This window comes from Pseudomonas fluorescens (assembly GCF_902497855.1).
Classification (GTDB): domain Bacteria; phylum Pseudomonadota; class Gammaproteobacteria; order Pseudomonadales; family Pseudomonadaceae; genus Aquipseudomonas; species Aquipseudomonas fluorescens_BI.
On the sequence record NZ_CABVHU010000001.1, the window covers coordinates 1048671 to 1061359 of the forward strand.

Consider the following 12689-nt stretch of genomic DNA (forward strand, 5'->3'; position numbering starts at 1 on the left):
AACATGATTAGCGCAACCTGAACCGCCGTATACGGAATCGTACGTACGGTGACGTGAGAAGAAAGCGGACGTAAATCCGCCTCCTGCTCGATGTCCCCAATCAGCGCGGCTCCAACGGCAAGAATTCGCTGATCGCCAACTCATCGCTGATTGTCCCGTGATGAATGTCGATTTTTTGCTGAGGATCCTTGGCCTTCAACATGGCCGATTCATAGGTTTCATATCGCTGTTCTGTGGTCTTCAGAGGAGCTTCGGTATAATTGGCTTTCGCGTCAGCTGCGTTTGCATAGTGAAAGTGGGCGTACCACAAAGGTTGATGTTGCCCGTTGAGCAAAACGTATTCCTGCATGAAGTCTTTCCGGCCGGTTTTCAGCCGGATCCGATTGCCGACGATCCGGGCGTAAATGACTTTGCTGCGCAGCAGAAACTCCACCCCTTCACTGTCCGGTGACCTGACCAGGGTCATGCGCTTGCGAAGTTCAGTCGCTTTGGTCTCAAGAGCATTTGCCTTGGCCCGCAGTCCGCTGATCAGGTCCTTATCCTGCCCGCGATCAACCGGAGCATTTTCATGGTCCGCGAGTTTGCCTGCAAGTTCTCTCAACTTCTTTGCCTCGCGCTGCAACTGTTCTTCAATTTCCTGTGGTGAACTCCCACGCCGCACATAACCCTCGATTTTATGAACCTGCTTGTCAACGTTGGCCAAGGCCTTGCGGGCATCGCCTTTGAGTTGTGGGTAGGGGGTCGCAGGTGTATGAGGTGTCGGCCGGCGGGGCTCGACGATTTCTTCCCAGACATTCGGTTCCTGTTCTCGAAAAGAAATCAGAGTGCTGTCTTCCAAAGGACTTTTGATGTCGACGATGTCTGCGCCCTGGTTGGCAATCCGTGGACGAAGGTCGCCAATCAAGGTGCCTTTGGTGTTGGTTTTGATGACCCTCTTACGACTCGCCCTCGGCGCGGGAGGTCTAACGGGGGGGGCGGCTGGGATTGGTTGAAGGGCCAGGCGATTCCACCTGTTCAGGCAGGCTTTGTAGTTCGTCAGCCAGCCGACGCTCGGCATCGACACGCAGTTCGCCGATGATCTCGCGTAGACGATTGAAGGCGGTGGGTTCCAATTCATCGCTATTGAAAATGCCGATACTTTCCAGCGCGTCCTGCGTCTTGTTGTAGCGATCGACCAGATTATCAAACACCGCAATACGATCGGCGCGTTCATAGACTTGCGAGCCTTGCAGCTCAGAATGCGAACGAGACAATATCACTGCGGGATCAACAGCGTCGTCCAGCCCTATGATCGTTTGCACTCCCCACGTTTTGATACTGAGCGGGCGCAATATCTCAACTGACGAACAGACTGGACAACACTCGATCTTCTTCGACAGCTTTCAACCAATCCGCTGCCGCTGCATTGCCCACCAGAATCGCCGGCGCAGGTTTTTCGAAAGGAGTGAAGTCGTCGCCGACATGAAAATGGACGATGTGCGGTTCATTGAAGCCGTTATTGGAGTAGATCGGCCTGGCACGATCGGTGAGCCACGTCAGTACACTGCTTAGCAGCGGTCCGGCGAGGGCGATCGCTTTGAGCAGATCACTGCGGGTAGCATATTGCTGGAGGGCAGGCGTATACAGCGGTCGATAAAGGATATGGGGACCATCGGCATTCAGATCCTTGGCTTCGATGATAAACATGTTGGCGACCACATCATAGGCCGCGTCTGCCTTGCGTTGAAACGCCAAGGGCCTGATGACAATGGCCTGCTCCTCGACGATGCGTTCGGCGGCTGTGTTCTTCATCAGTGCATTGACGTATCGGTAGCCCAGCCGGTTGAAACCGTGTTCGCCCTGGATCGAGTGTTCGAGCGCTTGCAGCGGTAGCTGAATGGCTCCTTGAGCAGGTGAGCGGTTTGCGAATGTAATGTCGGTCGGCTATTGAATTGGATGCTGACGGCACGCGCGATGATATCGGTTGAGTCCAGTGCAGTGGGTGTTGGCAATGTTGGCATGGTGCAATCCTTGGCACGTCTGGGATTGCACACAGTAAAAGGGGAAAATCCTCAAGGTGCGGTAACTGGATACCGCATATTGGAGAAGAACAAGGATGCCCTGGAATTCATCCTCGCCGCCGACAAAAAACGCAGCCCGAGTTTAGCGGGCTGCGTTTTTTGGGTCGGGTTATAGTTGTTCCAGTTTCAGGAACAGTTTCTCGGCCAAGGCCGGGGCAATTTCCGCTTTTTCCAGATAGACCACGACACGGTTGTCCGCCCGGGCTTTTTCCATCAGTTCCTTACGGGTAAATCTGCGCTCTTCTATGGTTTTCAGATGGCCGTACTCAGGCTGTAATGCAGGCGTATCGACCGCCGGGTAATGGAAATGCGCATACCACAAGACGTTTGCCTCGCCTTTTTTCCCTTCTTTTATTTTGTTTTTGTCGCGCACCGCATACTCGGTGAGGTAGTCACCCGCCTTCAAAGGGATGCGACTGCGAACCAGGTTGATATCGACAAATCCATTGCCCCGCAGGTATTCGATCCTGGAGTCCTTGGGACGCTGTAGCTTGTACCCCTCGGCGCACACTTCGCGAGCCCGTTGTTTCCCGGCCTTCGCCTCGTCAAGGTACATGCTCCGCAGTTCGCCGGCGCTTGCATCGGTGGCGTGGTCACGTTCGATTTCGTTGGCCAGGGCTTCGAGTGCTTGCGCATGCGGGGTCAGCATGAGCTCCCAATCTTGCGGTTCGAGACCTTCGCGTCGGCCCGGATCCAGAAGTTTTTGCTGTTGAAAGCGAATGCTGCTTTCAGTACCTGCTCGCTCGTCCAATATCCTGTCCCCCGCGGCCTTGATTCTTCTCAAGGGGCGGACCGCAGGTGCGGGCACCGGCTCCTGCGGCGGAGGTGCGGTTACCAGCTGTTTCCAGACTCCTTCGCTGGCATGTTCGAGGTAAGTGGCGACGGTTTGCCCGGTGATCGGGTCCTTGATGTCGACAATATCGCCCGGGTCCTGCGACTGATGCGGTCGCAGGTCGCCCACCAGGTTGCCCTGTCTTTCGGTCTTGATGACTTTTTTGGTGGGGGCCTTCGTCTTGGCAGGCGTGTCTGGCACAGCGGGAGGGGCGAACCCTTCGTCAACGAGGATCAAGTCGGCCAGTTGTGCTTCGAGGCTGGTACGGGCTTCACCGAGGTGCTCCAGAAAAGGGAGTCGATATTCGTCTCGAATGAAACCGGAATCCGTGTCATGTAATGACTTGACGGCATTCTCCAAGCGCTCGTAATGCTCGAGAATATCCTTGAGTACGGCAGTCATCTCCTGCGCCAGATAGCCTGTGCTGGAGCGCATCTCTGCATGGGTCAATATGGTTTGGCTCAATTGAGGGTCGGCGAGCTGTTGGGCGAAGCGCAGCTCTGCCGGCTCTTGGGAGGGGTCGCCACGATCAACCAACAGTTCGCGAAGCGTCAGCAACCGGGACATCTTCAGGGTGGTGGTGGAGATATGTTGATCCTGGGGCGATATCATCAACAGGATTTGACGCTGGGCAGGGTCAGCTTCAGCGAGGAGCGTTTCTATTTTCTGTGCGACTTCGATCTGCTTTTTTTCCAGCTCAAGCAACACTTTTTCATTAATGATGAACGTCTCATAAGCGCTGGTAATCCCCCGGTTCAACTGTTCCTTCACACGGATGCTCAGTTCGGTCAGGTTCTCACCGGTCTCGATTTCATACAGGTCGATGCGAGACTCGATGAGGTATTCATAGGCCAGGGCCCAATTATTGTAATTCTGCAAGGCCACCCGGTTGCGGTTGCTACTGTGGGATTCATTGGTTCTGTCGATCGCTATCTGCTCGGCATGCTTGTCGAGGAGTTCGCGCAGCAACGGGGTAAGCGTCTCGACGTTTGCCAGGTAGTTATCGAAGGCGACGTTCAACTGCGTTCTGAGGCGTGACGTTTCGCGCTGCTCTTGTTCATGGCGCTCAGTGACCCTGGCCCGCAGTGCCTCGATCGCGTTGCCGAGTAACACCCAAACCTGTCTTAAGGTCTTTTTCTGTTTATCCAGATCCTTGCGGATCGTTTTAAGCGTTTCCCTGGATTCCTGAACAGCCAGGACCAGCGGGTGGGCTTGGGCCTTCAGGCCGACCACCTGGTTTTTGAGCGCAAGCAGGCGTCTTTGATGCACCCCGTCCCAGTCCTCGACCCTTTTCCTGGGCATTCCGCCTTCCAGCCGGGCCCCGCGATCCAGTCGCCAATGCCCTTGGCCGTCGCTGGCCAGTTTGAAGCCTGGATGGTCAGGGTGCTTGGGATCGACCAGATAGACCTCGGCGAAGCCGGGTTCGATCCTGACTTGAAACAGCAGCCCGCCGACGCTGGCATGCCAGAGGTCGCCGATTCGGTACAGACCCTGAAACAGGCCGCTGGCCTCAGGTCTTGGTAGCGTGGCCGGCCAGGGCACATGGACTGCGACCAGGGCGTCGAGCAAGGTTGCGCTGGCCTTGGGGCTGGCAAGCGAACGGCTGAAGTCCAGGGCGGTGCGTCCTGTCGCCGGGGGCTCTCCCGGCAGCGCAGCCGGACCCTGTCGGACCACCGGAGGGGCTTGCGGGTGGGGCGCGGCCAACGGACGACGCCACGAGGCGAGGTGCAGGTCGCTGTCCTGGGGTTTGAGCTCCGGCAACGGTGGTCGATCGGGATCGGAGGCAGCGTGCAGCAGCACCATGGCAGCATTGAGCAGCAGGTCGATCAACGCCAGCTCCCGGGTGGTGGGATCGGCGCTGTCGATTCCTGCCAGATCCTGTTCCAGGCTGCTGACGAACACCAGGAACCAGCCTGCCAACATGGCGGGCCCCCGCACCAATGGCAGCAGCAGAGAATTGAACAGCAGCCACGCCCCTTCCATCACAATGGCCCAGCGACTTTCGCTGTTGGACACCGAACCCTGGTCCGCCAGATCGACCAGCGCCTGCGCGGTGCTGATAAACAACTGATTAAACAGTTTGCCGTCGACCAGAGCCTGCAGCCATTTTTCCGCGCCCGTATCGACCGCCAGGGTCGCGGGGGCCGGTTTTTCATAAACGCCGAACTCATCCCCGCTGAGGAAGTGAAGGAGGTGCGGTTCCTTGATGCCGCCGTGGTCGTAGATCGGACGCGCCTTGTCGGTCAGCCAGGTCAGTACGCTGTTCTGCAGATCACCGGGTGCGGCAATGGCGTCCAGCAGGGCCTGGCGTGTCGGGTATTGCTGCAGGGAGTCGGCATGCAGCGGACGATAGAGCAGGTGCGGGCCGACGTCAGTGTCGCGGGGCTCGATGATAAAGATAGTGTTGACCTGATCGGGCACCGCGCCGGGTTTTCGGCACAGCGCCAATGGCCGCAGAACGATTTCCTGGCCGTCGACGGTTCGGTCCGAAACGGTTTCACCCAGCAGCGCCTTCACATAACGGTAGCCCGTGGCGCAGACGCCATACTGGTTCCTGATCTTGAATTCCAGCGCCTGGGTCGGTAACCGGACCTTGAGTTCCCGGATGAAGAGTGTTTCCCGTCGCCGGGCATCGGCCGTGTCGGACAGCAGCAGGTCGTTGATTTTTTGTGGGTAGGCCGTGCCGATATCGACACGCTGTATCAGCCCCGTGCTGCCCAGCACGTAGGCATCGTCGAGCCAGCCCGGCAGTGCTTCAGCGCTTTTGGAGGACAGCTTGAGGGTGCCTTTGGGCTTGCCGGCAAGGTTCTTCAGGGCCAGTTCGGTCAGCGACATCCGCTCATGATCGATAAAGCCCGCACCGCCCGGGTAGCCGGCGGCCACGGAGAAGTCCAACACCACATCGTCGGGATCGTGATCGCCATGATCAGTCTGCATCTGCTTGCGTAACGCGTCACGACTGAAGTCATGGATGTTTTCAATCCCTTCGTTAAACGAGCGGCCCTGGTTCTGCTTCAGCACCTGGGCCAGGTCCTGTAAATGCCGATGGTAGGCAAATCGGTCGTCGGTGCTGGCTTGCTTGATCCACTCGGGCAGCTGGTTGCTCAGTTGCTGAAGTTGGGCCGGCGGAGCTTCGGGCACTGCCGCAAACAGCAGCGCTGGATCGGTGAGCGTGTCCAGGCGGCGCTCAAGCGATCGTTCGCTGAGCCCCTGAAAGGTAAGGGTTCCCAGGTCTTCGAGTTGGCGGTTGAGGATAAGCGCGGCCTGCTGTTCAAAGACATTGCCGCCGGGCTCGTTGCGCCTCCAGGTCATGCTGTCGAATTGGAACTGGCGTTGCATCCGGATCCCCCAGGCTTGGCTGAAGGCATCGATGGAGTCAAAGATCTCGATCGCCCCGGCCACGCTGTAAAGCAGCACCTGTTGGTCGCGTACGAGCAGCAGGTCCGGTGTCAGCAGGCGTTGTTCTTTCCCCGCGTTGATCAGCGTGGTCTCGATGAAGGAGGCGCAGGTGGGCGGTGTTGCAAGGGGCGAACGCTTGACGTGCTCTGGCCAGGCGGCGACGAGGGACAGCATGTCCCGCTGGTATGGAGTCAGGTCCGGCCGCGAGGCTGCAGCAGCCGTCATCTGACCGTTGAGAAACTCGCCGAGCCATTGCCAGTGGCTGATGCCTTGGGCATCGGTCGCGCTCCAGTAATCGGCCAATGCCTGCTGAAAATAGATGTGAATCGTCGATGGCAGGGCGGCGATGATGTCGGCAATGACCTGCATGTCGATCGTGTAGGGCGGCTCCGGTATTTTCAAACGGCTCGGTATTTTCTGAGTCAGGTAGAACGGCAGTTCATGCCGAGGGCTCAGGTCCAGCAGTTGCGGGTTCAGTACATGCTCAACGGCGACATTGATCAGCAGCTGGAATTCCCAACCGCCAGACGGGTGCGGGCTGGCCAGTTTGACGGAGCGCAGGTCCATTTCCAGGGTGGGATAGTGTTCAAGCATTCGATCGCGCAGTGCATTGAATACCACTGAAAACAGCAACGGGCGATGCGCGAAGCGTTGGTGCACTGCCTGAGCGGCCAATTGGCTCGGGGGCATGGTTGAGGCGGGAGTGTTTGGGGTGGGCATGACGAAATCCTTTTCCTGATTAAATCCGGGCCTTGCTGGCTGCCAGAGTCGCGGACCGATGATCGGCCCGGCACAGGAAATCGTATTTCGTCGCGGTGAGTGCGGTATTGGGGTATTGGGTATCGCGAGTGTTACAAGGTTTGACCCAGCACCGTGCTCAAGGCACTGCGCGCATCATCCAACTGCACCAGCGTCGCATGCCGTGCGCCGAGGGCGTCGCGGTTTTCAATGGCGGTCAGGATCGCCTTGTGTCGCGGCAGCGCCAATTCATGCAGATTCGGCCGCTGGTTGGAGTGCTTCAACGCTTCGGCGATCGCCACCGACAGCATGTTGCACAGGTTCGCCAGCAAATCGTTGTGCGTGGCGTCGGCGATGCGGCTGTGAAAATCCAGGTCGGGCTGCAGCAATGCTTCAGGCGTCGGGGCGGTCTCCATGCGCTGGTAAGCCTCGCCGATGGACGCGATGTCTTCGTCCGTGGCGAACTGTGCAGCAAGGGCGGCAGCGGCCGGTTCGATGATGCTGCGCACGCTGGTCAGCAGATCGAAGAATTCATTTTGCGGACTGCTTTGCATCAGCCAGTGCAACACGTCCGGGTCGAGCATGTGCCATTCCTTGCGCGGCTTGACCACCGTGCCGACCCGCGGGCGCGAGTACACCAGGCCCTTGGCAACCAGCACACGGGTGGCTTCGCGCAGCACCGGCCGGCTGACCGCGTACTCCTCGCACAATAGCGCCTCGGCGGGCAGCTTATCGTCCGGTTTGAACCGTCCCGAAACGATCTGCATGCCCAGTTCCTGGACGATGCGCGAGTGCATGCTTTTACGGTCGGAGGGTTTGCGGTAATCCATGGGGCGCGGCGCGATCCTGAGCGATGGGGTATCGTCCATGATAACAGGCGCGGTGGGGTCAGTGAGAGTGGCGCGGGACTTCAGAACCGCGGCAGCCGACCAGGAAGTCAAAGTCGCAACCCTGGTCCGCCTGCAGCACATGGTCGATGTACAGCTGACGATAGCCACCCACGATCAATGGCTGCGGCGGTTGCAGATCGGCCATGCGCGCGGCCAGTTCGGCGTCTGGGATGTCCAGGTGCAGACGGCCGTTGGCGCAATCGAGCTCGATCCAGTCACCTTCCTTCACCGTGGCCAAAGGCCCGCCGGCCGCCGCTTCCGGGGCCACATGCAAAACCACCGTGCCGTACGCCGTGCCACTCATGCGCGCATCGGAAATACGCACCATGTCGGTCACCCCCTGGGCCAGCAGCTTGGCGGGCAGGCCCATGTTGCCGACTTCGGCCATGCCCGGATAACCCTTCGGTCCGCAGTTTTTCATCACCAGGATCGAGTTGGCATCGACGTCCAGCTCCGGATCGTTGATCCGCGCCTTGTACATGTCGAAATTCTCGAACACCACCGCACGGCCGCGATGTTGCATCAGCTTGGCGTTGGCGGCGGAGGGTTTGAGCACCGCGCCCAGTGGCGCCAGGTTGCCGCGCAACACACAGATGCCGCCGTCGGCGCGGATCGGGTTGTCGAGGGTGCGGATCACTTCGTCCTGGCCATAGATCGGCGCGTCCTTGGTGTTTTCGCCGATCGACTTGCCATTGACGGTCAAGGCATCCGGGTTGGGAATCAGGTTGGCTTCACCGAGGCGGCGCAGCACCGCAGGCAAACCGCCGGCGTAGTAGAACTCTTCCATCAGGAAGCGCCCGGACGGTTGCAAGTCGACGATGGTCGGCATGCCGCGACCGATGCGGGTCCAGTCGTCCAGGTCCAGCTCGACACCGATGCGCCCGGCAATGGCTTTCAGGTGGATCACCGCATTGGTCGAACCCCCGATCGCCGCGTTCACCCGAATGGCATTTTCGAAGGCTTCCTTGGTCAGGATCTTCGACAGCCTCAAATCTTCGCGAACCATCTCCACCGCACGCATGCCGGACATGTGCGCCAACACATAACGACGCGCATCGACCGCCGGAATCGCTGCGTTGTGGGGCAGGGAAGTGCCAAGGGCTTCGGCCATGCAGGCCATGGTCGAGGCGGTGCCCATGGTGTTGCAAGTGCCCGCCGAGCGAGACATGCCGCCCTCGGCCGCCAGGAAATCGTCAATGGTGATGGTGCCGGCTTTCACTTGTTCACTGAGCTGCCAGACCACGGTGCCCGAGCCGATGTCCTGGCCCTTGTGCTTGCCGTTGAGCATCGGCCCGCCGGTGACGACGATCGCCGGCACGTCACAACTGGCCGCCCCCATCAGCAGGGCCGGGGTGGTCTTGTCGCATCCGGTCAGCAACACCACGCCGTCGATCGGGTTGCCGCGGATCGCCTCTTCGACGTCCATGCTCGCCAGGTTACGGGTGAGCATGGCGGTAGGACGCAGGTTCGATTCACCGTTGGAGAACACCGGGAATTCCACCGGGAAGCCGCCGGCTTCGATCACCCCGCGCTTGACGTGCTCTGCGATCTGGCGGAAGTGCGCGTTGCAGGGGGTCAGTTCCGACCAGGTGTTGCAGATGCCGATGATCGGCTTGCCGTGGAACTGGTGGTCGGCGATGCCCTGATTCTTCATCCAGCTGCGGTACATGAAGCCGTTCTTGTCGGCGGTGCCAAACCATTGGGCGGAACGCAGGGTGGTTTGCTTATCAGACATGATCGATTCTCTTATTGTATGACTATATTGTTCGAGCTGAGGCTTAACATAAGCGAAAATGCGTCTGTTTGGAAGTGTTGTTGATTAAATAGTATTACTATATAGTCGCTTTCAACGGAGGGATGGCCCTGGCGGTTTTCCGCGAGAGGCGTCCCCCGAGGTTCTATAACAACAACAATCGGAGACCGATCTCATGAGCCAGGAACTGCGGCTTATTCGTCGCATCACACTCAAACTGATTCCCTTCCTGATCCTGCTGTACCTGATTGCCTATGTGGATCGCTCCGCCGTAGGCTTTGCAAAGCTGCACATGGGCGCCGATATCGGCATCGGTGACGCCGCCTACGGTCTGGGGGCCGGGCTGTTTTTCATTGGTTACTTCCTGCTGGAAATCCCCAGCAACCTGATGCTCGAACGCTTCGGCGCCCGGCGCTGGTTTGCGCGGATCATGGTCACCTGGGGCGCCATCACCATCGGCATGGCCTTTGTACAGGGGCCGCACAGCTTCTATGTGATGCGCTTCCTGCTCGGCGCCGCTGAAGCCGGGTTCTTCCCGGGCGTTCTCTACTACATCACCCAATGGTTCCCGGTTCGTCATCGCGGCAAGATCCTCGGGTTGTTCATCCTGTCCCAACCCATCGCCATGCTGATCACCGGTCCGGTGTCCGGCGGCCTGCTTGGCATGGACGGCATCCTGGGGCTGCACGGCTGGCAGTGGCTGTTCATCGTCATCGGCACGCCGGCGATCCTGTTGACCTGGCCGGTGCTGCGTTGGCTGCCCGATGGGCCCAAGCAAGTGAAATGGATGGATCAGGCCGAAAAGGACTGGCTGGCTGGCGAGTTGAAAAAGGATCTTGAGGAATACGGCCAGACCCGCCACGGCAATCCGCTGCATGCGCTCAAGGACAAACGCGTGTTGTTGCTGGCGCTGTTTTATCTGCCGGTGACCCTGAGCATCTATGGCCTGGGTTTGTGGCTGCCGACCTTGATCAAGCAATTCGGCGGGACCGATCTGGTGACTGGCTTCGTGTCGTCGGTGCCCTACATCTTCGGGATCATTGGGTTGCTGATCATTCCACGCAGTTCCGATCGCTTGAATGATCGTTACGGGCACCTGGCCGTGCTTTACGTGTTGGGCGCCATCGGTCTGTTCCTCAGCGCCTGGCTGACGGTGCCGGTGCTGCAATTGGCCGCGTTGTGCCTGGTGGCGTTCGCGCTGTTTTCCTGCACGGCGGTGTTCTGGACCTTGCCGGGTCGTTTCTTTGCCGGCGCCAGTGCGGCGGCCGGGATCGCCTTGATTAATTCGGTGGGCAACCTGGGTGGCTACATCGGGCCGTTCGTGATCGGCGCGTTGAAGGAGTACACCGGCAATCTGGCGTCGGGGCTGTACTTCCTGTCCGGTGTGATGGTGTTCGGCCTGATCCTGACCGGCGTGGTGTATCGCGTGCTGGAGCGCAGGCACGTGTTGCCTGCCGACCAATTTGCGGCCAGCGCCCGGGGGGCGAGCCGTACTTGACGCACACCCCTCTATCACGGACCTGATACGGACCTGTAGGAGCCAGGCTTGCCGGCGAAGGCGGTGTGTCAGTCGACATTGATATTGGATGTGCCGCCGTCTTCGCTGCGGTGCGGCGATCCGACAAGCCAGCTCCTACAGGGATTTGCGTTGTATTGAAGATTTGATTACAGGAGAAAAACCATGCGTTTGGTTCAGTTCGAATTGAGTAACGGCGAGCGCCGCGTTGGCGTGGTCGAAGACGATCGGGTGCGCGAAGTGCAGGACGCAGGTACGGTTCGCGACCTGGCTTTGGCAGCGATCGAGGCCGGTGTCAACCTGGAACAACAGGTGAAAACCCAGGGCCTGGGCATCAGCCATGACTATGCCCAGCTGCTGGCCACGCTGCGTATCCTGCCACCGCTGGACCATCCGGACCCGGCGCACATGCTGGTCAGCGGCACCGGCCTGACCCATCTGGGCAGCGCCTCTGCACGGGACAAGATGCATCAGCAGGCCGGTGACGACGCTGCGATGACCGACACCATGCGTATCTTCAAGTGGGGCGTAGAAGGCGGCAAGCCAGCTGCGGGGGAGGCCGGTGTGCAACCGGAATGGTTCTACAAGGGCGACGGCAGCATTGTCGTACGTCCGGGCCAACCGTTCCCGCTGCCACCCTTTGCCGAAGATGCCGGTGAGGAACCTGAGCTCGGCGGCCTGTACGTCATCGGCCAGGATGGCAAACCCTGGCGCCTGGGTTTTGCCGTCGGCAACGAGTTTTCCGATCACGTGATGGAACGCAAGAATTACCTGTATCTGGCCCACTCGAAATTGCGCAGTTGCAGTTATGGGCCGGAACTTCGGGTCGGTGAGCTACCCCGGCACCTGGCAGGCACCAGCCGCATCCTGCGTGACGGCGAGGTGCTGTGGCAGAACGAGTTTCTCAGCGGCGAAGCCAACATGTGCCATAGCCTGGAAAACCTCGAGTACCACCATTTTAAATACAGCCAGTTCCTGCGCCCGGGGGATGTGCACATTCACTTCTTCGGTACCGCAACGCTGTCTTTCGCCGACGGCATTCGCACGCGACCGGGTGACGTGTTCGAGATCAGCCAGGCCGAGTTCGGTGCGCCACTGATCAACGGCATCAAACCCGTTGAAGCGGCGTTCGAACCCGGCACCGTCGGCACCCTTTGAGGAGATTTACATGATCCGGATTCTTGGCCACAACTACATCGGCGGCCAGCGCCGTGCTGGCGGTACTGTCATCGTTAAAAGCGTCGACGCCAGCACCGGCGAAGCCTTGCCCCATGATTTCTACCAGGCCACCCCGGAAGAAGTCGACGCCGCCGCCAAGGCTGCCGCCGCCGCTTATCCGGCCTATCGCAGCCTGAGTGCCGAACGTCGGGCGCAGTTTCTCGATGCGGTGGCCGATGAGCTCGATGCCCTGGGCGATGAGTTCGTCGCCCTGGTCTGCCGCGAAACCGCGTTGCCGGCCGCACGGATTCAAGGCGAGCGCGGTCGCACCAGCGGCCAGATG

General features: G+C 59.5%; 10 protein-coding genes. 4 read left to right on the plus strand and 6 right to left on the minus strand.

All coding sequences use genetic code 11. From position 1 onward, the window contains the following. Positions 1 to 100: 100 nt before the first annotated feature. Genes F8N96_RS04945 through F8N96_RS04955 form a run of 3 tightly spaced genes read right to left on the minus strand, consistent with a single transcriptional unit; the run spans position 101 to position 1914 of the window. On the minus strand, positions 101 to 904 hold the full coding sequence (locus tag F8N96_RS04945; RefSeq protein WP_150796831.1) for a hypothetical protein: 804 nt from the start codon (positions 902 to 904) through the stop codon (positions 101 to 103). A gap of 58 nt (positions 905 to 962) precedes the next feature. Continuing rightward, a complete protein-coding gene (locus tag F8N96_RS04950; RefSeq protein ID WP_150796832.1) occupies positions 963 to 1301 on the minus strand; it encodes a hypothetical protein in 339 nt (112 codons plus the stop codon). A 34-nt stretch (positions 1302 to 1335) separates the two neighbouring features. Next, the gene (locus F8N96_RS04955; RefSeq protein ID WP_412071801.1) at positions 1336 to 1914 is read right to left on the minus strand and encodes a dermonecrotic toxin domain-containing protein; all 579 of its coding nucleotides are present in this window, start codon (positions 1912 to 1914) and stop codon (positions 1336 to 1338) included. A 21-nt stretch (positions 1915 to 1935) separates the two neighbouring features. Here F8N96_RS04955 and F8N96_RS04960 point away from each other — a divergent pair, with 21 nt between their 5' ends. Further along, positions 1936 to 2175 (plus strand): hypothetical protein, encoded by a 240-nt coding sequence (locus F8N96_RS04960; RefSeq protein WP_150796834.1) that lies wholly within the window; start codon positions 1936 to 1938, stop codon positions 2173 to 2175. On the opposite strand, the gene F8N96_RS04965 is transcribed toward F8N96_RS04960, so the two are convergent. From F8N96_RS04965 to F8N96_RS04975, 3 genes are all read right to left on the minus strand, one after another. After that, entirely contained in the window at positions 2170 to 7011 is a 4842-nt protein-coding gene (locus F8N96_RS04965; protein ID WP_150796835.1) for a dermonecrotic toxin domain-containing protein, read from the minus strand. The two genes, F8N96_RS04960 and F8N96_RS04965, sit on opposite strands and share 6 nt — an antisense overlap. A gap of 131 nt (positions 7012 to 7142) precedes the next feature. Beyond that, positions 7143 to 7859: a FadR/GntR family transcriptional regulator gene (locus F8N96_RS04970; protein WP_191626298.1), complete on the minus strand. Its 717-nt coding sequence runs from the start codon at positions 7857 to 7859 to the stop codon at positions 7143 to 7145. Between the two features lie 58 nt (positions 7860 to 7917). Beyond that, positions 7918 to 9654 carry an IlvD/Edd family dehydratase gene (locus F8N96_RS04975; RefSeq protein WP_150796837.1) on the minus strand — a complete coding sequence of 579 codons (1737 nt, stop codon included), beginning with the start codon at positions 9652 to 9654 and terminating at the stop codon, positions 7918 to 7920. Positions 9655 to 9847: 193 nt separating this feature from the next. On the opposite strand from F8N96_RS04975, the gene F8N96_RS04980 reads away from it, so the two are divergent. From F8N96_RS04980 to F8N96_RS04990, 3 genes are all read left to right on the plus strand, one after another. Beyond that, entirely contained in the window at positions 9848 to 11170 is a 1323-nt protein-coding gene (locus tag F8N96_RS04980; RefSeq protein ID WP_150796838.1) for an MFS transporter, read from the plus strand. 183 nt (positions 11171 to 11353) lie between these two features. Beyond that, positions 11354 to 12346 (plus strand): AraD1 family protein, encoded by a 993-nt coding sequence (gene araD1, locus F8N96_RS04985; protein ID WP_150796839.1) that lies wholly within the window; start codon positions 11354 to 11356, stop codon positions 12344 to 12346. 10 nt (positions 12347 to 12356) lie between these two features. Then, positions 12357 to 12689 (plus strand): aldehyde dehydrogenase family protein (locus F8N96_RS04990; RefSeq protein ID WP_150796840.1); only part of this gene is annotated, 333 nt, incomplete at its 3' end.